This window comes from Tindallia californiensis, assembly GCF_900107405.1.
In the GTDB taxonomy this organism is placed as follows: domain Bacteria; phylum Bacillota; class Clostridia; order Peptostreptococcales; family Tindalliaceae; genus Tindallia; species Tindallia californiensis.
In genome coordinates this window covers 62634-89028 of the sequence record NZ_FNPV01000009.1, presented here as the reverse complement: position 1 = coordinate 89028, position 26395 = coordinate 62634, and the positions used below count along the sequence as shown (strand labels likewise).

24 protein-coding genes are annotated in these 26395 nt (G+C 42.3%); 15 read left to right on the top strand and 9 right to left on the bottom strand.

Going from position 1 to position 26395, the window contains the following annotated elements; all coding sequences use genetic code 11:
• Window positions 1-70: 70 nt before the first annotated feature.
• Window positions 71-199 (top strand): hypothetical protein, encoded by a 129-nt coding sequence (locus BLV55_RS12295; RefSeq protein ID WP_330386622.1) that lies wholly within the window; start codon window positions 71-73, stop codon window positions 197-199.
• An 888-nt stretch (window positions 200-1087) separates the two neighbouring features.
• On the opposite strand, the gene BLV55_RS12285 is transcribed toward BLV55_RS12295, so the two are convergent.
• The 3 genes from BLV55_RS12285 to BLV55_RS12275 all read right to left on the bottom strand — a co-directional run bounded on the left by BLV55_RS12285 (window position 1088) and on the right by BLV55_RS12275 (window position 4147).
• Entirely contained in the window at window positions 1088-1759 is a 672-nt protein-coding gene (locus tag BLV55_RS12285) for an HD domain-containing protein (protein WP_093314880.1), read from the bottom strand.
• A 107-nt stretch (window positions 1760-1866) separates the two neighbouring features.
• Entirely contained in the window at window positions 1867-3447 is a 1581-nt protein-coding gene (locus BLV55_RS12280) for a hypothetical protein (RefSeq protein ID WP_093314878.1), read from the bottom strand.
• The gene (locus BLV55_RS12275) at window positions 3434-4147 is read right to left on the bottom strand and encodes an ABC transporter ATP-binding protein (protein WP_093314876.1); all 714 of its coding nucleotides are present in this window, start codon (window positions 4145-4147) and stop codon (window positions 3434-3436) included. Before BLV55_RS12275 ends, BLV55_RS12280 begins: the two co-directional genes overlap by 14 nt.
• A 366-nt stretch (window positions 4148-4513) precedes the next feature.
• Here BLV55_RS12275 and BLV55_RS12270 point away from each other — a divergent pair, with 366 nt between their 5' ends.
• A complete protein-coding gene (locus BLV55_RS12270; protein ID WP_093314874.1) occupies window positions 4514-4750 on the top strand; it encodes a S8/S53 family peptidase in 237 nt (78 codons plus the stop codon).
• A gap of 67 nt (window positions 4751-4817) precedes the next feature.
• Here BLV55_RS12270 and BLV55_RS12265 read toward each other — a convergent pair whose 3' ends face one another.
• Window positions 4818-6167 (bottom strand): alanine/glycine:cation symporter family protein, encoded by a 1350-nt coding sequence (locus BLV55_RS12265; protein WP_093314872.1) that lies wholly within the window; start codon window positions 6165-6167, stop codon window positions 4818-4820.
• A gap of 599 nt (window positions 6168-6766) precedes the next feature.
• Between BLV55_RS12265 and BLV55_RS12260 the strand changes: the two genes are divergently transcribed.
• The 4 genes from BLV55_RS12260 (at window position 6767) to BLV55_RS12245 (ending at window position 9694) form a co-directional block, all read left to right on the top strand.
• Entirely contained in the window at window positions 6767-7120 is a 354-nt protein-coding gene (locus tag BLV55_RS12260; RefSeq protein ID WP_093314870.1) for an MmcQ/YjbR family DNA-binding protein, read from the top strand.
• Between the two features lie 208 nt (window positions 7121-7328).
• Entirely contained in the window at window positions 7329-7994 is a 666-nt protein-coding gene (locus BLV55_RS12255; RefSeq protein WP_242870124.1) for an HAD family hydrolase, read from the top strand.
• A gap of 153 nt (window positions 7995-8147) precedes the next feature.
• Window positions 8148-8714 (top strand): nitroreductase family protein, encoded by a 567-nt coding sequence (locus BLV55_RS12250; RefSeq protein WP_093314866.1) that lies wholly within the window; start codon window positions 8148-8150, stop codon window positions 8712-8714.
• A 101-nt stretch (window positions 8715-8815) separates the two neighbouring features.
• Entirely contained in the window at window positions 8816-9694 is an 879-nt protein-coding gene (locus tag BLV55_RS12245) for a pirin family protein (RefSeq protein ID WP_093314864.1), read from the top strand.
• Here BLV55_RS12245 and BLV55_RS12240 read toward each other — a convergent pair.
• Window positions 9691-10095 carry a molybdenum cofactor biosynthesis protein MoaE gene (locus tag BLV55_RS12240; RefSeq protein ID WP_093314862.1) on the bottom strand — a complete coding sequence of 135 codons (405 nt, stop codon included), beginning with the start codon at window positions 10093-10095 and terminating at the stop codon, window positions 9691-9693. The genes BLV55_RS12245 and BLV55_RS12240 overlap by 4 nt on opposite strands.
• 24 nt (window positions 10096-10119) lie before the next feature.
• Complete coding sequence (locus BLV55_RS12235) at window positions 10120-12435, bottom strand: PhnD/SsuA/transferrin family substrate-binding protein (RefSeq protein ID WP_176968407.1); 2316 nt, start codon at window positions 12433-12435, stop codon at window positions 10120-10122.
• 203 nt (window positions 12436-12638) lie between these two features.
• On the opposite strand from BLV55_RS12235, the gene BLV55_RS12230 reads away from it, so the two are divergent.
• From BLV55_RS12230 to BLV55_RS12195, 8 genes are all read left to right on the top strand, one after another.
• On the top strand, window positions 12639-13778 hold the full coding sequence (locus BLV55_RS12230) for a stalk domain-containing protein (protein WP_093314858.1): 1140 nt from the start codon (window positions 12639-12641) through the stop codon (window positions 13776-13778).
• A 577-nt stretch (window positions 13779-14355) separates the two neighbouring features.
• Window positions 14356-14670, top strand: a complete 315-nt coding sequence (locus tag BLV55_RS12225; RefSeq protein WP_093314856.1) for a nucleoside triphosphate pyrophosphohydrolase — start codon at window positions 14356-14358, stop codon at window positions 14668-14670.
• Window positions 14671-14815: 145 nt separating this feature from the next.
• The gene (locus BLV55_RS12220; protein ID WP_093314854.1) at window positions 14816-15028 is read left to right on the top strand and encodes a hypothetical protein; all 213 of its coding nucleotides are present in this window, start codon (window positions 14816-14818) and stop codon (window positions 15026-15028) included.
• A 17-nt stretch (window positions 15029-15045) separates the two neighbouring features.
• The gene (locus BLV55_RS12215; protein ID WP_093314852.1) at window positions 15046-16170 is read left to right on the top strand and encodes an aminotransferase class I/II-fold pyridoxal phosphate-dependent enzyme; all 1125 of its coding nucleotides are present in this window, start codon (window positions 15046-15048) and stop codon (window positions 16168-16170) included.
• Between the two features lie 764 nt (window positions 16171-16934).
• The gene (locus BLV55_RS12210; protein WP_093314850.1) at window positions 16935-17429 is read left to right on the top strand and encodes an NADH-quinone oxidoreductase subunit NuoE family protein; all 495 of its coding nucleotides are present in this window, start codon (window positions 16935-16937) and stop codon (window positions 17427-17429) included.
• Window positions 17413-19293, top strand: a complete 1881-nt coding sequence (locus BLV55_RS12205; protein WP_093314848.1) for an NADH-quinone oxidoreductase subunit NuoF — start codon at window positions 17413-17415, stop codon at window positions 19291-19293. Before BLV55_RS12210 ends, BLV55_RS12205 begins: the two co-directional genes overlap by 17 nt.
• Before the next feature lie 4 nt (window positions 19294-19297).
• Entirely contained in the window at window positions 19298-21040 is a 1743-nt protein-coding gene (locus BLV55_RS12200) for a [FeFe] hydrogenase, group A (protein WP_093314846.1), read from the top strand.
• A gap of 2 nt (window positions 21041-21042) precedes the next feature.
• Complete coding sequence (locus BLV55_RS12195; RefSeq protein ID WP_093314844.1) at window positions 21043-21297, top strand: (2Fe-2S) ferredoxin domain-containing protein; 255 nt, start codon at window positions 21043-21045, stop codon at window positions 21295-21297.
• A gap of 351 nt (window positions 21298-21648) precedes the next feature.
• Here BLV55_RS12195 and hydF read toward each other — a convergent pair whose 3' ends face one another.
• Genes hydF through hydE form a run of 3 tightly spaced genes read right to left on the bottom strand, consistent with a single transcriptional unit; the run spans window position 21649 to window position 25262 of the window.
• Entirely contained in the window at window positions 21649-22833 is a 1185-nt protein-coding gene (hydF, locus tag BLV55_RS12190) for a [FeFe] hydrogenase H-cluster maturation GTPase HydF (protein ID WP_093314842.1), read from the bottom strand.
• A gap of 9 nt (window positions 22834-22842) precedes the next feature.
• Window positions 22843-24216 (bottom strand): [FeFe] hydrogenase H-cluster radical SAM maturase HydG, encoded by a 1374-nt coding sequence (hydG, locus tag BLV55_RS12185; protein WP_330386621.1) that lies wholly within the window; start codon window positions 24214-24216, stop codon window positions 22843-22845.
• On the bottom strand, window positions 24213-25262 hold the full coding sequence (hydE, locus tag BLV55_RS12180) for a [FeFe] hydrogenase H-cluster radical SAM maturase HydE (protein WP_093314840.1): 1050 nt from the start codon (window positions 25260-25262) through the stop codon (window positions 24213-24215). Before hydE ends, hydG begins: the two co-directional genes overlap by 4 nt.
• A 134-nt stretch (window positions 25263-25396) precedes the next feature.
• Here hydE and BLV55_RS12175 point away from each other — a divergent pair, with 134 nt between their 5' ends.
• Window positions 25397-26341, top strand: coding sequence for a transposase (locus tag BLV55_RS12175; protein ID WP_093314838.1), 945 nt, complete (start codon window positions 25397-25399; stop codon window positions 26339-26341).
• Window positions 26342-26395: the final 54 nt, after the last annotated feature.

The following is a 26395-nucleotide window of genomic DNA, read 5'->3' as shown; positions in this document are numbered from 1 at the left end:
ACCAAAGCCATGAAATCAGACCTTGTTTCCCGAAGTTCCATCGGATCATCCTGCAATGGGGGCTATTATTATGAACATGGCAGCCAATAGGCTAGGCCTTGGGAATGCGGCGACTCCTTTAGGATTAAAAGCAATGCAGGAACTACAGACCTTAAACCCTAAAAAAGATACAGCAATCAATGCAATGTGTACCTTTTAGCCGTTTATTTCGATTCTGTATCCATCTTAAGGGAATCCTTTTACATAACTGTTTAAGACAGTCCGCAAGGACGTATGGTTTTGGACAGAATACGATAGCATTCACATAGCTGAACAGTAAGAGAAGAAAAACAGAATTTGAAAATATTGTGAATAAAATCACTGGATAAAAGAGGAGAAAGTCATCAGACGGCGAAGCAATTAGAATAGTGTTTATTAGTTAAGACGTTTGTGAAAATGAAACAGATCAAGGGAATGGTGGTTGACCGTTGCGATCTGCCAAAGAGCTATGCCGTTAATGAATACAAGTTTTTTTAGGGAAACCCACAAGGGTACTGAAAGACCATGATATCCTAGATATAGGTGGTCGTTGTATTAGCGTTCAACATGCACCTAGTCATTCACCGGGACATATGAGTTTCTGAGAAAAGGATTCAGATTATCTTTTCACTGGAGATTTAATTTATAAAGACACGTTATTTGCTTATGATACATCAACCGATCCAGAAGCGTATCTTGTCTCACTTGAACGGATATCGGCACTACCGGTACAACGTGTATTTCCAGCACATCATTTCCTGGATATTCATTATGATCGGTCATTGTCAAGAAAGAAGCCAAGCAAGATCTCTACTGGTATATCGACCAATTTTATAACCGGAAACGACGGCATCAAGCCCTTGGAAACCTTGGAATTTCAGACTTTATTGCAAGTAAACAGCCTATGGTTGCATAAAAAACAAAGCAATTCTTAGAAAATCGTAGAAAAACTAACTTATTTGTGTCCCATTTATCGAAAAAAGGTCAGTGCTCACTATACTTTAGTTGGAAGGCTATGACAACTATCCTAACACAGGGGGAAGTGGAATAAGCCTTCTTTTCCTTCTCTTTACAACATTTGGGTCTGGTTCATAAAGAGAAGGAAGGTAGCGCCAAGGGAATCGGCGGCTTTTCGGCACATCATCATTCGTCCAAGAAATATTTCAAAGTACTCAATTTTAGGTGCAATAGCGGTGTCGATGGTAAGGTATAAGGTGACGGTTTTCTTCGTGGCATCTACGATCAGTTCTGATTTTTCCACCGCATAGTTAACCCGGTCGTGAATATCAAAAGTGATAGGATCCTGATTTCGAACGCGGCTACGGCGCACATCACTTTTATCAGCAATAGCCAAAGCGGCAGACAAGGGACTGATGATCTGACCATTCCCTTCATCATGATTCCCGATGGAGGAGATGATCTGGCTGATTTCTTTCGGATCCATTCCTAAGCGGGTCAGGAGGGTGAAAGCTATGATAGCGCTGGATTGAGCATGCCCTTCCCGATTAACCACATTGCCGATATCGTGAAGGTAAGCCGCTATTTTAACCAGTTCTGCTTCCCGGTCACTATAGCCAAAAGCCGATATGATTTCACTGGCCCAGTTAGCAACAATACGGCCATGGACAAAAGCATGCTCCGTGTACCCCATAGCTTCCAGCACCTGATCGCCAGCGGTCATGTAAGCGGTCACTTCTTCATTTTGCTTGATAGTATCAAAGCTAATAGTTGTATGATTCATTAGTTACCTCCCTATTTCATGTTGGATTTTCTTTTTTCATCAATGGATACGCAAAACGTTCATGTTGCATACAACAATATAAAAACACAAAGAAGAGACGACTCAGTTTAGATAGAAGTAGAGGCTTCTCGAAGCTTAGCAAAATGTTTGGATAAGTAAAGACTGCTTACTTTCATCCAAAACCAGGATAAGGCCAATGCTCCTATGGCAAGAAAAGAACTTATTCCAAAATGCCAATGCAGCTTGTATCCCCCAAAAATAAAGATTCCAAAATGAAGGATTCCAGGTAGGAATACAATGACTATCCGAAACACTCCAATAAATCGAAAACCAAGAAGATACCCTAAAAGTCCAAGGACGGTAGCTAGCAGATTAAGTGGTAAAAGCATCAAAAGAAAAGAAGGTAATACATAGACGACGGCATCAAGGCTCTCAATTCCTTTGAAAAAGACAATCGTAAAAATCACTGCCGTTAAGGCGACTAAATGGTAAATCATTCCTTCCAACGCTGATAATATGCTTACGCCGAAAAGTTTCTGAAACCAAGACCCGGGAAGCTGGCAGACAAGGGAGTGAAAGACGCTGATGGATGGTTTGCTAGCACCCAGACCATTGAGAAGCGCCGGAAGCAAAAAAATGGTTACGGGTATCGTGAGAAAAACATACAAGAGACCACCGATGATTCCTAAAACAAAAGCAGAAATCCCCCCAAGCTTAAGCTCCGAAGACTTTAATCGTTCTAAGGTAACTAATTCTTTCCAAATCAAAGCGGTTACAATACCGGGAGTCCATGAACGATTTGCGATCCAGCTCTTTTTGGGGGCTCCGAAAAACTGAAGCATCACTTCATCGGGATCTTTTATTTTGCTGGATTGATCCATCATTTGCTTTGCTTTATATATTTCGCTGGTGATTTCTTCCCTCGTATATTCCAGTCTCCAAAAGGCTAAAGCGAAGGTCAGGAATGTCAAACATCCTGTAGCAAACAAAACAGGCCATAAAGAAGATTCTGCTGGCTGAAATACATCAACAATCAATAGATAAAAACCTTTTAGAGGCCACCAGTTCTGAGGATGTATCAAATTCAAGAAAATCGGAAAATTGGCTCCGCTCTCGATAAAGCCAATAATCAACAGCATTAAAAGAAATCCCCATAGATAAACTTTATCGAGAGAAAAGCGGCGCATCATACGATGCAATAGGAGAGAGACAGCCGCCACCCAAATCCCTAACAGCAAATAACCTATCCATGCAAAGAAATAGCCAGAAGGAAGAAATGATCTTCCTAAGCTGGATACCATAAAATACACCAAATATAGTTTCACGACAGCCTGGATAAAAAATTGCTTCACTAAATAATAAAGAATTAGTCCTCGAGTAGATATCGGAAGGCTTAAGAGCAAAGAGGGACTATAGCCTGGAAGCTTTACAGGAAATTTGGTGCTGGCCATCAAAAGATGTATGATGAAGGTTCCCAGGATCATGCCGCCGATGATGTGTTCGCTGTATCCTATTGAAGTTTCTGAAAATTCAGGGGTTTCACCACCTGGAATACTAAAAAACATCAACCCGAATAAAACAAATCCTAATAAGATCAAACCACTTTGGAATTTATACTTTCGATAGTGTCTAATCTTATTAGTAAGGGTTTTCCACTCCAGAAAAAGGAAAGCGTTAAGAGTTCCCAAACCTTGTCACCTCCAGAAAAAAATCCTCTAGGGTTTCAAAACCCTTTTGCCTGGTTTCATTAAGAATAGCGCTCATCTTCTGATCTCTCAATAAAACGCCATGCTTCATGATCAAAACTCTATCACAAATTGATTGAATGGTGTTTAGGTTGTGACTTGATACCAGAACAATTCGGTTCGGACTCTTTAACCTCTGAATGCGATGCTGTAGTTCTCGGCTGGATAAAGGATCTAGACCAGAAAACGGCTCATCCATTAGTAAAACAGAGGGTTTTCGCAGTAAAGAAATAGCGATCATCACCTTTTGTTTCATACCCTTTGAAAGTTCTCCCGCTAAGGAATTCTTTTTATCCGTCAGTTGAAAAGCCTCCAGATATTCCTGTGCTTCCTGCTCCCAGTGATTGATCTTATAGGCTAAGGAAATAAACTTAAAATGCTCCCATACACTTAACACGGGGAATAAATCAGGAAACTCTGGCACGTAGGCAACAGCACCTAAAGAAACATTCTCTCCGTTAAGTCGTATGTTCCCCTGATGCGGTTCAAGAAACCCTGCTACTATCTTGAACAAAGTAGACTTCCCGGCACCATTGGGCCCTACTAAGCCAATGATCTCATGGTCTTCCCATCGGCTGGTAAAATGATCAATAGCTAATAGATCTCCATATTCTTTTGACAGTTTTTCAATCTCCAGATACATTGCTTCACCTCTCTTGTGTTTATATGTTTTGAGGGATCAATAGATTTTTTTCTTCGGCTTTTGTCCAGTACAGCCTACCATTGGTACTTTTAAACAAGGAATTTATCAATAGGATTTTGGCGAATGGCGAAAGAAGCAACTAATAATTTTCTATTTTATCACTACATCCACCTTCTTGCCCAATAAAAATCCCATATAAGCCTAATCTATAAGTCCTATTTATCTTCCCTTGTTGCAAGGAATATTTTTTATGAAGTATACTTAAAAGGGACATATTATTAAATTTGTTTCCGGGAAGGGTGTTGTTGAGATCCATGACATCTTAAGGTATGCTTCAATAAAGAGATTTGACAGGGAGGAAAAGCGATGTGGGTAAGAAGCCAAGATAAAAAGAAAATAGGGAACTATGCTGGGTTTTCAGTAACGAGTAATTGGGGAAGCAAAAAAAAGGGCGCTATTGTGGGTACTATTCCTAATAGTAGTTTTTGGGGCAATGAGACCGAGGAGCTGGGATTATACGATACAAAGGAAGTAGCGTTAGAAGAGTTGGAGAAAATTCAATCAGCGATAATGAATGGTGAAAAAGTATATGAAATGAACTAGTGAACCAGTAAAAAAGCTTCCTAATCCGACTTGCGTTAGATTAGGAAGCTTTTACAAGGTAGTGTTATTATTTGTCTAAATCGCTAGATTCATAGCTTTCGAGACTCTTGATAACGATAGCGCTTAATCCAAGTAAAGCAATTAGATTTGGAATAACCATTAATCCATTAAACAGGTCGGCAAGTTCCCAAACATCCTCTACCTCAACCAAAGTACCAAGAACAATACATATTAAAACGATTACCTGATACGCACGAATTGCTTTTTGTCCAAAAAGGTATTTGATATTTCCTTCTCCAAAATAGTACCAGGCAATAATGGTGGACAAGGCAAAGAAAAAGAGAGAAATAGCAATAAAGTATTCACCATACCCGACCAAACCGATAGCGAAACTTTGTTGAGTTAACTGAATTCCTACCAGGCCAGTTTCATACGTTCCAGTAATAATTATGATTAAGGCGGTAAAAGTACAAACCACCAACGTATCAATAATAACACCCATAATAGCGACAAAACCCTGCTGAGAAGGGTGAGCTACCTTAGCGATGGCGTGGGAATGAGGTGTGGAACCCATTCCAGCTTCATTTGAAAAAAGGCCTCGCGCAATACCATACCTCATAGCTTCTTTGACAGTTACACCAACTACTCCGCCAGTGGCAGCCATCGGATTAAAAGCACTTTGAATAATTAACTGAAAAGCAGGAATAACTTCACCAAGATTTCTAAAAATAATGACTAAGCATCCAAGAATATAAATTCCGGCCATGATTGGTACAATGGTAACGGCGAAAGAGGCGATTCGTGAAATTCCACCCATTACAATGGCGCCAACCACAATAGCCGTTATGATTCCCAGTACAATATGAGGAATACCAAAAGCCGCATTCATGGAATCTGATACGGAATTAGACTGAACCATATTTCCAATAAAGCCTAAGGCAATGATAATAGAAACTGCAAAAAAACCAGCTAAAGCCGGACTACCAAGACCATGTTTTATATAATAAGCAGGTCCTCCTACCTTTTGACCATCTACTCGCTGATTATAAGTTTGACCAAGGATTGCTTCAGCAAAAATAGTTCCAGCGCCAAAAAAACCACTCAACCACATCCAGAAAACAGCTCCGGGGCCGCCGGCGGCAATGGCTGTTCCAACGCCGGCCAGGTTCCCTGTACCAACCTGAGCCGCAATGGCGGTTGCTAAAGCTTGAAAAGAAGACATTCCATGCTCATCTGCCTTTTCACTCTTTTTAAACACATCTCCAAATGTCTTCTTGAAAACCAACTTAATTTTACGAACCTGAACAAAACGCAAGCGAAATGTAAACCAAATGCCAGTACCAAGCAAAAGTGCCAACATGGGAGGACCCCACAACAAGCTATTGAGATACTCGACTACTTCAAAAAGACCTTTCATCTGCAAAAACCTCCTTGTGAATTGAATAAATGAATGCAATGATAAAAAAGTATAGATAATATCTATAAGAAGAATCATACTACCTTGTTAAGCAATTAACAAGACACAAGTGGAAAGTAGGCAATTATTTTGCAAGAATACCTGCAAAAGGCAAAAAAGTTGAGTTGCAAGACAAGATGATCTTTTCAGAAAAGTAGAAATAAAGCTGAGGGGTCATCAGATAAAAAAAGACAACGATAGATGGATATGGCAATTATCAATAAAAGGATCTTAAATCATACTAAATGAAGGCAGGCGATGGATCAATGCGAAGATGGGAGATACCACTTCATGTTTGTAATGATGGATGCATAGGAGGATGTGTATGGAATGAAATTGAGGAAAAAGTGAAGGGAATCTTGCGATATTGAGAGCCTGGGATAGGTATTCTCTAAGGTATTATAAGAAATCGTATAGAAAGATGTATATACTGTTCAGAAGGTGGTTTTACAAGAGAAAACTACGACGGCTAAAAGAAGGACTGGGATCTGTTAATTGGGATCTGTTAGTATGGAAAGAGGATATCAGTAGAAAAATGTTTTTAGGAAGGAGAGATTTCTGTGAAAGATGAGTGGTTGGATAGCTACTGCCTGTCTAAAAAAGGGGCCGAAAAAGACTTTAAAGTAGAATGGGATGCAACAAGATACCTTATAGGAGGGAAAATGTTTGCTATGCAAGGTGGTGATAAAGAGAAAAAGCCGATAATTACATTAAAATGTGAACCAGCCTTTGGGCAACAGTTACGAAGGGAATATCACCATATTGTTGCAGGGTATTATATGAATAAGGAGCACTGGAATTCAGTGTATTTAGAAGGTGATGTACCGAAAGATATCTTAAAACAAATGATCGATATGTCCTATGAATTGGTCTTAAACTCTTTAAGCAAAAAGAAGCAGAAAGAACTTGAATAATGGGATACTCCTTTCATCATCGAAGAAGATAAAAGTAACAAGTAACTATTGATCAAAAAAATGATTGAAATGATTGAAAAGGAAAGCGAAAGAGCTGTTAGAATTATTAAAAACCGTTGTATGGGAAACTGGTTCCTTGCAATGGTTTTTTGAGTAGGATGTTTATTGGTAATGCATGAACCTTATTGATAAAGAAAGGAAGAAAAAGATGAAAGGTGCTATTTTTGATTTAGATGGAACCTTACTAGATTCCATGCCTATATGGGAGAAAGCTGGCGAACTGTTTTTAGCTGGTATTGGAAAAAAAGCAGAACCTAATCTGTCAACAATGCTATTTTCTATGAGCATGAAGGAAGGCGCTGTCTTCTTAAAGGAAAGATATGACCTAATAATGGATGCAGATGAAATAATAGCAGGTGTGAACCATACCATCGAAGAACAGTACCGACGGCAGATTTTGTTAAAAGACGGTGCGGCTTCTTTCCTGAAAAAAATGCATCAGGCAGGAATCGCAATGGTAGTGGCGACAGCCTGTGATCGGTGTGTGTTAGAAGAAGCATTGGTAAGGCTTCAGATCATGCAATACTTCGAAACCATTTTCACCTGCACAGAGGTGGGTGCCAGCAAGAAAAGCCCTCATATTTACTTGAAAGCCGCTGAATATCTGGGTGCTTTACCGAAAGACATATGGGTGTTTGAAGATGCCTTGTATGCCATTGAAACGGCTAAAAAGGCTGGTTTCAAAACTATTGGCGTAGGTGACTCCTCTAATAAAAAAGACAAAGAAAAGATTCTTCACATCAGCGATTTTTATATAGAATCATTTTTCGAGGTTCTGACATTACCGGCAATTATAAAAGCAAAAAATGGGTAAGCTATATAATGTGGATTAAAAAACATCTCTTAAATGTTACAATTGCTAAATGTTACAATTGCGAAGCAACTATGAAGAAAAACGTGAAAGAGATGAGGAGTAAAGATATTCAAAGGACAGCGATAGGATGAATCGATGAGAAGGAGGAAAAACATGTCAACCAGAACTTTTGACTATGAAATTCTGAAAGAAGTTAAGGACCGGTGGTCGCCCAGAGCTTTTGATCCAGAAAGGTATGTATCCGAGGAAGATCTAATGGGTGTTATGGAAGCTGCACGGTACGCACCCTCCTGCTTTAATGAACAACCCTGGCGTTATATCGTAGCCATGAAGGGGGAGAAAGCCTACTCCCAAATACTAGATGCTCTTGTGGGAGCCAACCAGGAATGGGCATCTCAAGCACCGGTGCTAATGATCATCACCTCGAAGAAACAGTTTGTTAAAAATGATAAAGATAACCGATGGCACCTTTTTGACGCTGGTACTTCCTGGGGATTTCTTAGCCTGGAAGCAAACCGAAGAGGGTTGCAGACCCATGCCATGGCTGGCTTTAGTGTGGATCAAATTAGGGAAGCCTTTGAGCTTGATGAAGGGATATCCATTATTGCGGCTGTAGCCATGGGGTACTATGGGAACAAAGAAAATCTGAATCTGGATCTTCAAAAGAAAGAAGCCCCCGGGTTGCGTAAATCGATCAAAGAAATAATGGACCGTCCTTAAGGAAAGAGAAAAGAGCAAAAATCATAAGAAGCGAGAAAAATTACGGTAAGGTGATGGAAAGTAAGCATCGAATGAAAAAGAGCAAAGGAGAGATCGTAAACATGACAGCATTAAGACCGATTGAAGAAAAGTTTGTCATAGAAAAAGAACATTGGGTAGGAAATGGATTTTTGGTTAGAAACTATTTTCCAGGAGGCAGAAACCTGTTGCAACGATTCTCGCCTTTTGCACTGATGGATTACAACATACCAAGAAACTTCCCGCCTTCAGAAACCTCCCGAGGGATTGGGCCCCATCCTCATCGGGGGATCGAAACCGTTACCTTTGCTTTTGAAGGGGCGGTAGAGCATCATGATAATGCCGGAAATCATGGCATCATCTACCCTGGCGATGTTCAGTGGATGACGGCTGGCGGCGGCATTATGCATAAGGAATACCATGAAAAAGCATTTTTGAACCGGGGCGGTATTTTTCATATGATACAACTATGGGTAAACTTACCTAAAAAAGATAAATACGTACCAGGCAGGTATCAGGATTTACCCAACGCAAAACTAGGAAAAGCGGAACTGGCGGATGGCGCAGGAAATGTCACTGTTGTATCAGGCGAGTTCGGCGGAGTGAAAGGCCCAGCTATGACTTATTCACCCATGAATATTTACTGGATGGACCTAATTAGTGGAAGTGAGGTTCTCTTTGAAGAGCCGGGAGACTATAACACAGGCATGATTATAACCGGAGGCAAGGCTGAAATAAACGGTGCCGACAGCGAACACAAGGATTTTATTCTTTTTGAAAACCAGGAAGGAAAAATTCGAATTAAAGCTGGGAAGTCCGGTGTGAAGCTGATGGTTCTTAGCGGAGAACCACTAAAAGAGCCGGCTGTAGCAGGCGGCCCTTTTGTCATGAATACCCAGGAAGAACTGGATCAAGCTTTTCAGGATTATCGGGAAGGAAACTTTGGCACAGAAAATTTCTAAGAGATAGTTTCTATTTCAGTCACACACTGAGTTTTAATTTTCTCCACAAGAAACTGGAGACCATGGACCACGTTCGGCCGGATGTCACCGCCAATGAGGATATACATAATATCGTCACCTACTTCGAGTTCTCCTTCATTGAGCCATACACGAAGATAGAAGATTCCTTCTAATTCTCTTGCTTCAGCGATGGCATGGTCAACCTTTTCAGCATCATAGGAAAAGGTCATGCCCTTTACAGAAGTACCATCATGAATCCCTTGACGCACCTGGGCTTTTGGTGTTTCTCTGACGACACCATTATGAGTTAGGAACATACCTACCTGGGTGGCGCTGGAATCTCTCTTGGCTTCTTTGAGCCATTGGTCTATGGATGGGGAAGGTTTCTTTTTTAAGCTCATGGTCAACACTCCTTATTCAAATGGTTAGGCTTGCCATTCTTCCAGCCTATGGTGAATTTTCAAGAGACAGGGGTGAAGGTTTTGAAAATCTTCTTTTTTCGTCATCCCTTCTCCTTCAGCAGCCCATTGAGAAATACTGGTCATTCTTAAGTTTCCGGCTAAGCCTTTGATCGCATGAAGCTGTTCTTTCACCTTCGGCAGATCCCTTGACTGGAAAGTTTCAAGGGCAGTAGCACTGAGTTCGAAACAAGACTGAATCCCTTCTTCCAGCAAAGAACTTGCCGTAGTCCGGTCAAATCCAGTATCTTTTATCAATTGCTCCAGAATGCTCTCTCGGGTTTCTTCAGATCCTGCGGAAGTTTCGTTGGTTATAGCCTTCTGGCTGTTTGCAACTCCTTGATTCGGTGGCAAAGGGGATAACAGATCGGAATCCAATGCTTCTTCGTCATCTATTTCTACGGGAAAAGTCACTCTAAAAGTACTGCCCTCCCCAAGCTTACTATGAACATCAATGGTTCCATTCATCCGTTTAATAAGGTCTCTGGTAATGGCAAGACCCAATCCAGTACCTCCGTACTTCCGAGTATTCGAAGAATCGGCTTGGGAAAAGGCGTCAAAAAGGGTTGGCTGTGCTTCCTCTGAAATACCAATCCCTGTGTCTTGGACGCTGATTTCGACGGTAGCCGTACCTTCCTCTTGTTCTTTCACTCTACCATGGACAGTGACTTGTCCTTGTTCAGTAAACTTAATCGCATTACTTACCAAATTATTCACGATTTGAAATAGGCGCATCGGATCACCGTTAACTTGCTGGGGAAATCCGGGGTGAAAATGAAGTGACAATTCCACCTCTTTGCTCTGAGCCCAATGACGATGAACCTCTACGGTTTCTTGAATGGTAGACGGAAGATGGTAAGAAATATGTTCCAGTTCAACCTTGCCGGCTTCCATTTTGCTTAGGTCCAAAATATCATTGATCAGCTTTAATAAGGTTTTGCTGGAAGTCTTGATATCATCAATATACTCTTGTTGTTGTTGGTTGGTGTCGGTTTCTTCTAATAAGGTTAAAAAACCAATAATACCGTTCATGGGGGTGCGGATTTCATGACTCATATTAGCCAAAAACTGACTTTTCACCTGGCTTGCCTGCTCCGCTTCTTCCTTGGCTTGCTGAAGATTCACTTGGGCAGCTTCCAACTGAGTCATCAGAGCTTCCAACTCCCGGTTCTTTTTCTCTGCCATCATTCCACCGTGAAGTTTCATACCATTATAGACAAAGAGTGTTAACCCCAGCACCAATGCCACTAAGATCACATCCCGATACTGAGTCCATATATCAATAGCTCTGACTGGTTGAGCCGCATCAAAGGGTGGCACCCGAAGTGCTCGCATCATTTCCTCCACGTTAAGATAGCTGGAAGGTATTCCAAAACCGTAGATACCAACCTCCTGAGCCGTTATGCTGTCTGGCTCCATGGAAAAGAGAGCCGCCGCTACTTGCTTGGAAACCATAGGATCTACATGAGGCAAAGCAACAAAAGGCCATTCCGGGTAAAGCTCTGTTGAAAGAAATAGAGTGGGCTCCTTATGCTGTGGATTAAGAATCTGCAGATCTTCGGCTTGGACAAGGCCCTGAGCAATCATACTTTCAATCACACCAGTACGAACAAACCCTACCTCGGCATTTCCCTCCAGCACCTCTTTCACTGCAAGGCGATGAGGCATACCGGTAAAAATCATTTCTACATCCCGTGAAGGGTCCAGCCCTTCTTTCACAAGCTCATAAGCAGCGGCTTGATAACCTCCCAGAGAATTTTGACTGACCGCACTAATTCGCTTTCCTCGAAGGCTTTGAAGGGTTTGTGGAGCTTCTGGATCTGCTTTTGTAAAAATAACACCACCAAAAGCAGACTGAGGTTCATGATGATAGAGTTCAATCAAAGTTGCCATAGGACCGGGCAATTGGTTGTCCTTGCTTAAAGCAATATAATGTGCCGGGTTTGTAAAAACAAAATCAATTTGATTTGTCGCCACCGCTTCATCCATTTCTTCATAGTAAAGGGGTTTTACCTGGAAATTAGTTTCACCTATTTCTTCTGTTAGGTAAGTTTCTAGCGCTCCCCATTTTTCAAAGGTTTCTTCTTTTGTTGTAAAGGATAAAATTCCAATGGTGTATGGAGGGTCAGTGGAATCAAAAGTTGCTGAAACATCAATGTTTTTTCCTAAGAGGATCAGGCATAAAAAGAGGGATAAGAAGAAAAACCGAAGGTAATTGATTTTTTTCTTTCTCTTTGAAAAAATGGCATCACAAAAGCCATGTCTCAGAATCTCTTTCTTCATTGGAATCTTCACTCCCTCCATGATAGAACACTGTCTGGAATTTCTTTCTTGATTGTATCACGCTGAGTACCTATGTCAACCAAGGAGCGTCAATAGGAGCATCAATAGGAGCATCCATAGCCTTCGGTTGACAAAAACAGATGCAGGCGATACAGTGAAATAAGAAAGTCATAAAAAATAATGATTTACAGGAGGTAGATAAAATGTATCGAAACAAAGGATTACTGATAACATTGGCTTTATTGCTCCTCTTTGCACAAACATCCATGGTGCTAGCAGAGGAAATAGACCAGAGTGAACCGAAAGTAAGGGTAGACGGCCAGTTATTAAGGCCAGAGGTTTCTCCCATTATTGAAAGTGGCAGAACCTTGGTCGAAATGCGATCTATCTTTGAAGCATTGGGAGCCGAACTGGAGTGGGATGGGGAAACTCGGAAAGTGACCGCCCATCATGGAGACAAGGTAATGATGTTAACCATTGATCGGATGACCGCTATCCTGCAAGGACAAGCGTATGAATTAGAAGTGCCGCCCCGTATTGTGGAAGGCAGAACCGTGGTGCCTCTTCGTTTTGTTTCAGAAGCCTTAGGTGCTGACGTGAAATGGGAGGAAGAAACAAGAAGCGTGATGATTACCACGGATCATGAAGCGTTGTCGGTTGTTCAGGAAGTGGAACAAGAAGAGCTGCCGGAAGAGATAGCGTCATGGATTGAGTATTCCCAAAACACTTGGCTGGCACAGGAAAAAGTGGTTGAGGACATAATGTACCTGCTGGTTACTTACGGTGAAAAGCCTACAGGTGGCTATTCTGTAGATATTCAACAGGTTATGGAATCTGAAGAAGAAATCATTGTAAAAGTTTCTTTTACACAGCCTGGAGAAGAGGATATCGTTACTCAGGCCATCACCCATCCTTACGACCTGTTTGCCATGAAACCTACAGAGAAACCAGTGGTTTACGAAGTTATAGGAGATGAAAGCTATGTTCCAACACTGGTAGGGCTGGAAACCTTATCGCCAATACTGGCAGAATCTCGAGGCATTAAAATCTTCCGTCCGGCACCGGAGGAAAAGGTAGCTACTTCCTTCACCTTTGAAGGAATCGCCAATGTGTTTGAAGGGAATGTCTTGTACCGTCTTTCTAACGAAGAAGGAGAGGAACTGGTTTTTGACTTCACCACCGGAGCCATGGGTGACTGGGGCGCCATTGAAGAAACCATTGAAATCCCAGAAACCGTAGAAGCTGGAGAAACCTTACTTCTGGAATTTTTTACAGAGAGTGCAAAAGATGGAAGCATTCAAGATTTAATCGAAATCCCCTTACACGTTGAAAAACCATTATAAACCATAGCGAGCGAATCCAACGCCCTAAGCACTGTCTTGCAACAAGCTGTTTAGGGCTTTTTTGTGGATACGCAGGCATGTGGGGTCAGGCTTGAATAATTCACTTACGTGCATATTGAATCAGTGAGTCGGGCTCAAGCTTGAATAATTCACTTATGGATATTAAAACGACTACAACAATAATGATAATAACGATAATAACGATAATCATCATATTCATGACGAGAAAACTAAAATTCATTGTGAGGATTATTTTCTAATGTGTTTTGTAGTGTTGTTCATAGGATGATTGATGGAATGGAAAGTAGATGGTTAGTACAATCATTCGATATCCTATGGAAAAGCTTATGAAAACCGAGTATATGCGATGGAAACAAAAATACTATCTGTTTGTTTGCTATGATGAAGGAATAGGAAACTTTGGGACGATATTCAACCTGTATGCTTGTAATAAACAGTATCAAAGCCCATAGGTACTGTCTAAAAACAAGCTGTTTAAGGGTTTTATTATCGATGAAAGGGGCATAAATCATGATAACGATATCCAATACCATCCCCGAAAAGGAGGTCTGTCATAATGGGAGAGATCCTATATAACAAACTAATCAGAGATGAAATACCTACCATCATTGAAGAAAGTCATAAAAAATGTGTAACGAAAAGAGTAACAGGCGAAGAACTGATGCAACTATTAAACAAAAAATTAGCAGAGGAAGTAGAAGAATATCTTGAAAGCAATAGCATCGAAGAGCTTGCTGACATTTTGGAAGTGATTCATGGAATTGTGCATCATCGAAACATAGATTTCGATGAGCTGGAAAAGATGAGAGCTAAAAAAAGGGACGAAAGGGGTGGCTTCTTAAAAGGAATTAAGCTGATAAAAGTGTATTAATAGATTAAGGGCATGACTACGATGTTTTTTTGTCAGCCAGGCACTCTAATAAATAGATCATACACTTAAGTGTATGATCTTGCAGGACTCAAAGGCTTATAGGTTGCCTTTATTAACCTAAATACATTATACAAGGAGCCTAAGAATGAAAATAGGAATGCGCACACCTAGCTTGAAGAAACGAGTAAAGGCAAGAACCACAGGAAAGCTAAAGCGAAAAGCAAAAGGAGCGGTTAATCCTCTGTATGGTATGAAAGGTATGGGATACGCAAAGAATCCCAAAAGAGCAATTAAGAATAAAGTGTATAAAAAAACTACCTTTGATCTATTCAGTGTCATAAAGAAACTATTCAAGTAAAAAGGGGGAACGGATCCATGCAAATGAATGATTTTAAACTGGAATGTTATTTTGGGAAGTATGAGTTTACCGCACCCTATCTCCTTACCCAGTCTGACTGCGAAGCTATGTCAACAGGCGAGCTGCTGGCACTTGAACCAGAGGCCCAGGAAGAATTTATGAACCAGTGGCTTGGCTATACAGAAACCTGGGGAGATCCGGAGTTGAGAAAACTCATTGCCAAGCTGTACCAAAACATGACCGATGAAGATGTGCTGGCTTTTCATGGAGCTCAGGAAGCTATTTTCGGATATATGAATGTGATGCTAGGGGAAGGGGATCATATGATTGCCATGTACCCTAATTATCAGTCTGCTTATGAAGTGGCCAACTCCATTCCAAATTGTGAGTGTTCCAAATGGTATATTCGGGATAAGGGAACTCATTGGGAAATGGATTTTGATGAATTGGAAGCTTTGATCAAGCCCAACACAAAACTCATTGCCATCACTTCACCCAATAACCCTACCGGATACACCTTTACCAATGATGAAATAAAGCGATTGTGTGCTATCTGCAAAAAACATGACCTCTACCTGTTTTCCGATGAAGTTTATAAGGGTTTGGAACTGGAGGGAGAAAAGCGGGATTGGATGGCGGATCATTATGACAAATGCGCCTCCCTGGGAGTAATGTCCAAAGCCTACGGCCTGGCTGGTCTTCGGGTGGGATGGCTGGTGTCAAAGGACCATGAAACACTTGAAAAAGTAGTAAAGTTTAAGCATTACATGAGCATCTGCAATTCCGCTCCTTCAGAATTTTTGGCAAAAGTGGCGCTGAAACATGGGGAAAAATTGCTGGAGCGGAATCGTCAGATTATCCGGGAAAACATCAAACAGGTGGACAAATTTTTTGACAGGTATCCTCAAATCTTTGAGAAAAAAGCGATCACCTGCGGGCCTGTTGCCTATCATAAGCTCCTCCTGGACATGCCGGTGAAAGACTTTTGCCAGATGGCTGTTGAGAAGAAGGGAGTGCTACTATTGCCTTCTGAGATCTATGACATGGAAGACCAATATTTTAGAATGGGTTATGGTCGGAAAAATGTACCAGAAAGCTTGGCGAAATTTGAAGAATTTCTGATAGAAGAAAAATTTGTATAGAGAAACGAATGGGGTCAGGCTTGAATAATTTACTTATGCAGGATAGAACAACATTCAACTAGACTCTTCGAAGTAGATCTGAAGGTTGAAACAAGAAAAAATAAAACACAACACAACACAACACAACACAACAAGACGGAGAGAAACGTCCCCGCGTCCCATCCTTGCGAGTTCTGTGCACTTTGGTATAAGCTGTCTGCGGGGAAAAAGAAATCGAAAAGCGGGGATTGACAAAGTCGGAAAGAGACGATAAGATGTTATTGTTAAATATGTAACAAAACGGCGAAAAACCTTTGGGAGCTAGGGCCTCAATAGGATTCTAACCTTCCGGTGGAGTTTTAATTTCATCGGGAGGTTAGAATTTGTTATCCATTAGTAGGCGATTCAATCTGATCATTTGGCGACAGCCATCGGATAAAGACTTTAGAAAGAATTTGATGAGAGTTGATTGCATCAAAGATTGTAAGGTCTGCGGCTGAATACGGCTGAATGAGGTTGAAAGATGCTCAAGATAGTTAAAAAAATAACAATCATGAGATTTGCCTGATAACTACCATCCCTAAGACTCCCCCTTCTTCAAGAGGGAGATAAGCGGTGCTACGTCCCTGGATAACGCATTCTTATCCTCTTTTACCTAGGGATTAGAAGATCGCCCGTAGGCATTCTGGAGAATTGATTAAATCGCTAAAGGAAGTGGCAACAGGACCAAAGTACGGCATTACTAAACCATGCGGGTCCCGCATGAACACAAGGAGGAGATTGTAATGGAACAAGTACAAAAAGAAACGCTTGACAGGATTCTGGAATCCTCAGATTCCGGAAACGCTGCGCTCATTCCCATCATGCAGGAAATTCAAAGCGAATATCGCTACCTTCCCCGCTACGCTCTGGAGTACATCGCTGAAAAAATGGATATCAGTATTGCCAAAATTTACAGTGTAGCCAGCTTTTATGAAAACTTTTCTCTGGAGCCAAAAGGTAAATACATTATCCGGGTATGTGACGGTACTGCCTGTCATGTGCGTAAATCCATTCCTATTTTGAATGCACTAAGGGCCAATCTGTCCTTAACCGATGAAAAGCACACCACTGATGATATGCTCTTCACCGTGGAAGCAGTGTCCTGCCTTGGGGCATGTGGTTTGGCGCCAGTGATAGCCGTGAACGAAGAGATGCATGCAGCTATGACGCCGGAAAAAGTACAGACTCTGTTAGCAGATCTCAGAAAGGAAGGTGACGCAGATGAATCTAATTGCTGATAGGCAGTCTCTGGTTGACGTCAGAAAAAGCTTTAGGGAGCACTTATCCCTTGAAACAAAAAAAATACTTGTCTGTGCCGGAACGGGCTGTGTGGCTGGAGGTGCTAATGTGGTTTTTGATACCTTCAAAAGGCTATGTGAAGACCATGGAATTAACTGTTCCATTGAGCTTGGTCATGAACTGGAGCATGAAAGCATCGGTCTGAAAAAAAGTGGTTGCCATGGCTACTGTGAAGTGGGACCTTTGGTACGTATTGACCCTGCCGGCTGGTTTTTCATGAGAGTCAAGCCAGAGGATTGTGCAGAAATCATTGAAACCAGTATTATAGGGAATCAGCCGGTTGAAAGGCTGTTGTATAACGAGAATGGTATGACTTGCGATACCCAGGAAGAAATTCCTTTCTATAAAAAACAGACACGGCTTGTCCTTTCAAATTGTGGACATATAGACGCTGAATCCATTGAGGCGTATATTGCTAATGACGGTTATAAAGCACTGGAGCTGGCTCTCTTCGAAATGACGCCAGAAGAGATTTGTCAGGAAATGAACCAAGCGGAACTCAGAGGCCGGGGTGGTGGTGGATTCCCTGCTGGTACCAAATGGCAACAGGTGAACCGTCAGAAAGAAAAAGTGAAATATGTGGTGTGCAACGGAGATGAAGGAGATCCAGGTGCCTTTATGGACAGAAGTCTTATGGAAGGTGATCCCCATAGAATCCTTGAAGGCATGATGATTGCAGGTATTGCCACAGGAGCAGAGGTAGGATATATCTATGTGAGAGCTGAATATCCTTTAGCCGTTAACCGATTAAAAAATGCCATTAATCAGGCGGAAAAATACAATCTTTTAGGCAAAGGGATTCTAGGAACAGAGTTTCATTTTAAGATTCATATCAGCCAGGGTGCTGGCGCTTTTGTATGCGGAGAAGGTAGTGCCTTGACAGCTTCTATTGAAGGAAACCGAGGGATGCCTCGGGTAAAACCTCCTCGTACCGTTGAAAAGGGACTCTTTGGAAAGCCTACGGTGTTAAATAATGTGGAGACTTTTGCCAATGTACCGGTTATTCTTACTATGACGTCTCAAGCCTATAAAGAGATAGGCATCGAAAAAAATTACGGTACCAAAGCCTTTGCCTTAACTGGTAATGTGAACAATACGGGTCTGATTGAAGTGCCTATGGGTACCACCATCAGGGAAGTGGTATTTGATATTGGTGGCGGGGTGAGAGATGGTCGTGAGTTTAAGGCTGTACAGATTGGTGGACCATCAGGAGGATGTCTCACGGCTCAGCACCTGGATTTGTCTTTAGATTTTGATACTCTGGTGAAAGCAGGTGCCATGATTGGTTCAGGTGGTTTGGTGGTCATGGATGACAATACCTGCATGGTAGAAGTAGCTCGTTTCTTCATGAATTTTACCCAGAATGAATCCTGCGGTAAATGTGTTCCCTGTCGGGAAGGTACCAAGGCTATGCTCCATATATTGGACAGAATTGTGGCAGGAGAAGGGGAAGAGGAAGACATCGATACCCTCCTGAGCCTTGAAGAAACCATTTCAGAAACGGCTTTGTGCGGTTTGGGAAAAACAGCTGGTTCTCCCGTAGTCAGTACCATTACACATTTTAAGGACGAATACCTGGCTCATATTCTGGATAAAAAATGTCCAACCAAAAATTGTGAGGCTTTGGGTCGTTATTATATTGATGAGTCCTTGTGTCGTGGGTGTACCAAATGTGTTCGTGGCTGTCCAGTGGACGCCATCAGTGGTGAAGTGAAGAAACCGTTTCATTTGGACGAAACAAAGTGCATCAAATGTGGTGCTTGTGTGCCGTTATGTCCATTTAAAGCGATCTTGGAGGGATGACAAAATGAACAACAAAAATCATGATAAGAAATGTATGTGGGTAGATGGCCGTCGAGTGGATTACACCGATGAAAAAAATGTGTTGCAGGTAGTACGCAAAGCGGGTGTTGAGCTGCCTACCTTTTGCTATTATACCGAACTATCCGTATTTGGTGCTTGCCGGATGTGCGTCGTGGAAAATGAATGGGGAGGCGTAGAGGCTTCCTGTTATACTCCGCCTCGGGAGGGTATGAAAATTAAGACCAACACCCCTAAGTTGCAAAAGCACAGAAAGATGATTCTGGAGCTGTTGTTGTCTTCGCATTGTCGTGATTGCACCACCTGTTCCAAGAATGGGAAATGCCGCTTGCAAGAGCTAGCGTTGCGGTACAATGTAAGCAGAGTTCGGTTTGACGGCGGAAATGGCTTCAGGCATGATCATCCTGTTGATCGCTCCAGCCGTGCAATTACAAGGGATCCAAACAGATGTATTCTTTGTGGGGACTGTGTTAGGATGTGCGATGAAGTACAAAACGTAGCGGTCATCGATTTTAAGGGAAGGGGATCAAAGATGACCGTTAGTACGGCTTTTGAGGAGCCCATCGCCAACACCCCCTGTGTGAGCTGTGGTCAGTGTGCGGCTGTTTGTCCAACTGGTGCCATCGCCGTCAAGGATGACAGAGCTGCTGTGTGGGAGGCTATTTACAATGAGGACAAGCGGGTTGCCGTCCAGGTGGCTCCTGCTGTGCGAGTGGCTCTGGGGGAAGAGTTTGGCCTTCCGTCCGGAGAAAATGTCATGGGTGAAATGGTGGCGGGTTTGCGAAAGTTGGGCTTTGATGAAATATATGACACCTCTGTTTGTGCGGATTTAACAGTGATGGAAGAGGCTGCAGAATTAAGAAAAAGACTGAGTAGCGACGAAAAACTACCTATGTTTACTTCTTGCTGTCCTGCTTGGATTAATTACGTGGAAACAAAATACCCAGAATACAAGCACCACGTATCTTCCTGTAAATCTCCCATGCAAATGTTTGGGGCTATCTTGAAAGAACACGCTGGAAGCATGAAAAAGGTAGATAGTCGAGAAATAGTCAGTGTAGCAATTATGCCTTGTACGGCCAAAAAACAGGAAGCCGCTCGGGAAGAATTTAAGCGTAACGGCGTTTCAGATGTTGATTATGTTATCACCACTCAGGAATTGGTCCTTATGCTTAAGGAAGCCGGGATTGTTTTCAGTCAGTTGGAACCAGAAGCTACGGATGTTCCTTTTGGCATCTGCAGTGGAGCTGGCATCATTTTTGGTGTGACAGGCGGTGTGTCAGAAGCGGTGATTCGCCGGTTAATGGAAGACAAAAGCAGGGAAGCAATGATGGACATATCCTATACAGGTATCAGAGGTGTAGAGGGTGCCAAAGAAGCAGAAATTACATTGGGAGAAAAAACCATCCGAATAGCCGTCGTCCACGGGTTGAAGAATGTAGATGACGTTATTAAAAAAATAAAGGCAGGCACTGTTCAATACGATTTTATCGAAGCCATGGCCTGTCCTGGTGGCTGTATCGGTGGTGCTGGTCAGCCCTATGCTCTGCAAAGAAACACTCGGGAACGTTCTGGAGGCCTATACAAAGCCGATAAATTATCACAAATCAGGCGATCTGAAGAAAATCCCATTATCATGCCATTATATAGTGGATTATTGAAAAATAAGGTTCATGAACTGCTCCATGTAGAATACAGTCAGCCCAGCAACGGTATAGAGGAGGGGTAAGAATGACCATTATTCATGTGTGTGTAGGAAGTGCATGTCATCTGAAGGGTTCTTATAATGTTATCAGTGCCATGCAGGAAATGATTATTCGGCACGGAGTGGGTGATCAGGTGGAAGCTAAAGCCTTGTTTTGCATGGATCAATGTGGCCAGTCTGTTTCGGTGAGAATTGGTAACGAAGAGACTGTGTACTCTCTTACGGAAAATGAAGTAGAAAGGTTCTTTACGGAACAGATTGTGACACGGTTTAAGGAGTAAAATAATTCTCTGACGGGTCCTAAAACAAGCAAAAATCATTTGCGGAAAAAAGCCCCACTCCAACATTGGTGTGGGGCTTTTTCTTAAGGTGCTGAAGTGCTGGAAGTGCTGGGGTCAGGCTTGAATAATTTACTTATGTACTTACGGATTCGGATCGAAGACAATCATCTCTTTAGTCGTTATTGTCATTACCATAGTTGTTGGAAGTGAGTAAGGGCATCTCCTAAGGGGTTCTCGAAAAAGAGTTATGATCCGGATCCGTACTTCTCTACAGCCTTAGTCTTATCATAAGCTGAAAAAGGACAGGAAGAAACATCTGCGTGTCAACCTGGCATATCCATCTGACTGGTATTAAAATAGTTCCGTCGATCTTGGAAGAATGCCGTTTAGGTATGCGAGGATCACACCGTAATTGGTGATTGGCACACTCTTCTCCAGGCACATATTCACCCTGCTCTGCATCACTTTTCGGTTCAGCATACAGGAGCCACAGTGAATAATCAGGTCATACTGACCATAATCCTCCGGAAAGTCCTGGCCCATCCTAAAATCATACTTCAGTTCCTTACCTACATGCCGGTTCAGCAACGCTGGAATTTTGACTCTGCCGATATCTTCGTGGGAATGATTGTGGGTGCAACTTTCACTGATGAGTATGTTGGAGGTCTCGTTAAGCTGGGGGATTGCCTCCACCCCCCTAAGAAACGCATTTAAATCTCCTTTGTGGCGGGCAAAAAGGATGGAAAAACTCGTAAGCGGGATCTCCGGAGGCACCCGTTGGCTTACTTTTTTGAACGCTTGTGAATCCGTTACTACAAGATCAATTCCTTTCAGATCCTCAAGGGCATCCTCAAGTTCTGTGTCGCGTACCACATAGCTTTTGATGCCGTGATCTAGGCAATCTCGTATCAGCTGCACCTGGGGCAGAATGATGCGACCTTTTGGCGCTTCCGAATCTATGGGTACTACCATGACGATGGTACTGCCATAAGGTAGCAGGTCACCAAGGATAGGTGGATCGGATTCTTCCTGTTGCAGCCGTTGGATCAGCTGGTCCTTGAGTTGCAGGAGGTTTTCGCCTGTGGAGGCAGACACAACCATCGCGTTTGGGTGGAGGGATTCGGCTCTTTTCAGTTCTTCGGCGTCAACAGCGTCCATTTTATTTAGTACCGTTATATAGGGAATACGATATCTTTTAAAGCGACTGACGGTATCGTGATAAGCGGATAAATCATAATCGGTAACGTCCAGGACATAGATGGCAAAGTCCGTTCGCTGAAGGACCTGGATGCTTTTTTTCATGCGCAACCCACCCAGCTCCGTTTCATCACCCATACCGGCGGTATCAATGAACAGGACAGGTCCGAAGGGAAGAAGCTCCATGGATTTTGTGACGGGATCTGTGGTTGTTCCTCCGATGGCTGATACAATCGATACGTTCTGACCAAGGATGGCATTAAGCAGTGAAGATTTGCCAGAGTTAGTCTTGCCGTAAAGAGCAATATGTTTTCTGTTGGATTGTGGTGTCTGGTTCATAGCAGCCTCCTAAAAGTATAAATCTCTTTCTCCGTTTTTAAGGTTTTCCAGGTTTTTAAGCGTGAGGTTCCGTAGGTCTTCCTCTTCGATTTTCATAGTCTCCTCACGGATGACAGCCTCAACCATGGTCAGCAGTTCTTTGTCTCCATAGTCCAGTGCAAATTCCATTAGGGTCATCAGAGCGTTGGGGCCACATATGTTCTGAATCTGACCAGATTTTGCCAATTGCATAAACCGGTCACCGGTTCTATTTTGGCGATAACAGGCGGTGCAGTAACTGGGAATGTTACCGTCAGAAATAAGTTCTTTTAATACTTCTAGAGGACTACGATGGTCTGTCAGTTCAAACTGGTTCACCTTTTTTCCTGAATCAGATTCTTTATAACCGCCAACACCGGTACAGGAGCCGGCACTGATCTGGGTGACACCATAACGGAGAACTTCCCGCCGAACTTCTGGAGTTTCCCGGGTGGATAAAATGAGGCCGGTATAGGGAACCGCCAGCCTAATAATGGCTACTATTTTTTTGAACATGTCGTCGGATACAAGGTGAGAGAAACTGTCCAGTTCCATGCCTTCGGCTTTTTTGAGCCTGGGTACGGAGATCGTATGAAAGCCTACCCCGTATTTTTGCTCCAGATATTCATTATGAAGCATCAGAGCCATTACTTCAAACGTATAATCAGCCAGTCCGAAGAGCACACCTGCACCAAAGTCATCGATCCCTGCCTCCATGGCACGGTCAAAGGCCGTTAAATGATATTCGTAATTTCCCTTGAGGGATTTTGGATGCATAGCCTCGTAGGTGGGGTGGTGATAGGTTTCCTGGAACAGGATATAAGTGCCAATGCCTGCCTCCTTCAGCTTCCTATAGTTTTCAGTGCTGGTGGCGGCGATGTTGACATTGATCCGCCTTATTTCGCCCCTATCTGTGTGGGTTGAATAGATGGCATTCATGGCGTCCAAAACATAATCTATGTCACAGTTGACTGGATCTTCACCCACCTCCAGAGCCAGACGTTTATGGCCCATTTGCTCAAGTAGTCGGACTTCGTGTTGTATTTCTTCCCAGGACAGACGACGTCTAGGGAAATCATTGTCTCTTCTATATCCACAGTATAAACAGTTGTTGACACAATAATCACTGACGTAAAGGGGAGCAAATACCACTATTCTGTTGCCATAGATAGACTTTTTAATATCACCGGCAATCTTGAAGATTTCCTTGAGCTGATCTTTGTGCTGCACCTGTAACAGTATAGCAATATCCCTGTGGTTCAGTCCTTCCTTCCTTTGTGCCTTATCCAGGACTTCTTGGATCCTTTCTTTGGAAGTGTTTTTAGCTTCATCCAAAAGGTTTTCAATATATTGATGATCGATCATGATAATCCTCTCCAATCTATGTGGTCTCCACGAGACATGTCCACTGTGAAGCCAGCGTTCCTAATCTTGTCTTCAATACAGATCCTGCATTCGGCAGCTTCATCTCCCGTAGAAATTTTACCATCATAAAGGGCGTACTTGGCTCGTGCGGTGGTTGGTGAAAGATTGGGCATAACAACGTTAGCACCTGCCTTGAGTCCTTTTTCACGTCCTATAGGATCAATACTACCAAGAGCTGTGGTAGCGGGCAGCAGCACATCGGGAAGCAACAGTCGGATGATGGCGAGTAGCGTTATCACATCCGTCAGGGAACCGCCTTGTTCATGGCTCATCGGGGTGTGCTGATGGGGAATAAAAGGACCGATGCCAACCATATGGGGTTTTAATTCCTGTAAAAAGATTAAGTCTTCGACATAATCCTCCAAGGTTTGTCCAGGAAGTCCTACGAGGAATCCTGTGCCCACTTGGAATCCAATCTCTTTAAGATTCTGAAGGCATTTTATTCGGTTATCCAGAGTCATGTCAGGATGCATTCTTTCGTAGAGGTGTCTTGAAGCGGTTTCATGGCGCAAAAGATAGCGGTCGGCACCTGCATTGTAAAACTTCTGGTAAGATTCCCTGGACTTTTCGCCAATGGAAAGTGTAATAGCCGACTCAGGATATTGCTCTTTGATGCGTTCCAGTATTTCGACGATCCGTTCGTCGTTGTAGTAAAGGTCTTCGCCACCTTGAAGCACAAAAGTTCGGAAACCAAGTTCGCTACCAATTCGGCAAGAATCTAGAATTTCATCGAGGGATAGACGGTATCTTTCCGCTCGTGGATTTCCGCTTCGTATGCCGCAGTATTGGCAGTTCTGGTGGCAGTAATTGGTAAACTCAATGAGTCCCCGCATATAAACCAGGTCTCCATACCGATGCATCCTGGTAGCGTGGGCCTTCTTAATCAGATGGTTACGAGTAGGTGCTTCAATGTCCCTAAGGAGTTGGATCAGTTCATGTTTCCGGAGGGTGTTGTTGGTATAAAGTTTCTCAACCAGATCAATCATGTTGCAACCTCTTTCTTTGAGAATGACGTTTTAAGAGCACATAATGCATAAGGATTTCCATGAAACAGTAAACTTGTTAATATTTTATCAATACACCAACAACAAGTCAATGTCAATAGTCGGTGGGGTCAGGCTTGAATAATTTACTTACGGATGATAGACTGAATATGGTGATGCAAATGGCGAGAAAACCAAGAATTCATTACCCTGGAGCCCTATATCACGTAATGGCCAAAGGGAACAATGGAGAAGACGTATTACGAGAAGAAATGCATAAAAAGAAGTATTTGGAAATCATCGAAAGATACAAGGAAAAACAGGGCTTTATCCTGTACGCCTACTGTATTATGGATAATCATGTTCATTTATTAATCCAAGTGGAGGATATACCACTTTCTCAAATTATGCAGCGAATCCAGCAAGTGTATACACAGTGGTTTAATAAAAAGCAAAATCGCACTGGCCATGTATTTCAGCAAAGGTATAAGGCTCTGCTATGCGATAAAGATAATTATTTACTTCAATTAATAAAATACATCCACCTCAATCCCGTTAAAGGAAACCTTGCCGGAGGAATTTTATATCAGTGGAGTAGCCATCGTTTTTATCTTGGAAAGAAAGGGAACTTAGTCAATACCGATTACGTCCTAAGCCTTTTTTCTCAAAGGAAAAGGGAAGCTGTAGAGCGATACCAACAATTTTTGAATCAAAAAGATATAGCAGAAGAAAAAATAGAATACTTGAATGCTGATGAGTTCCTTTCGACCCAACCACCATCAAAAAATGTCAAAAAAGACCCCGTAGAAACAATCAGTATTGATCGGATGATAGAAGAAATAGCTGAAAATGAAAAACTTCTTATCAGTGATGTTAGTAAGAAGACACGACAGCAAAAGATATCAGATATTCGTAAAGCCATTGTTCTTTTAAGCGACAAATACAGCAATGACAGCAATAAACAACTGTCTGAGAAATTGAACGTATCAACTTCGATGATATCAAAAATAAAGTCACAGGATAGTCAAAAAACGGCCTGCGTTGAAAAAATAATGGAGAGATGGGAAAAGGAGAATAAGTAAATTATTCAAGCCTGACCCCAATTACAACAATTACAATTAAATTAAAAATTAGGA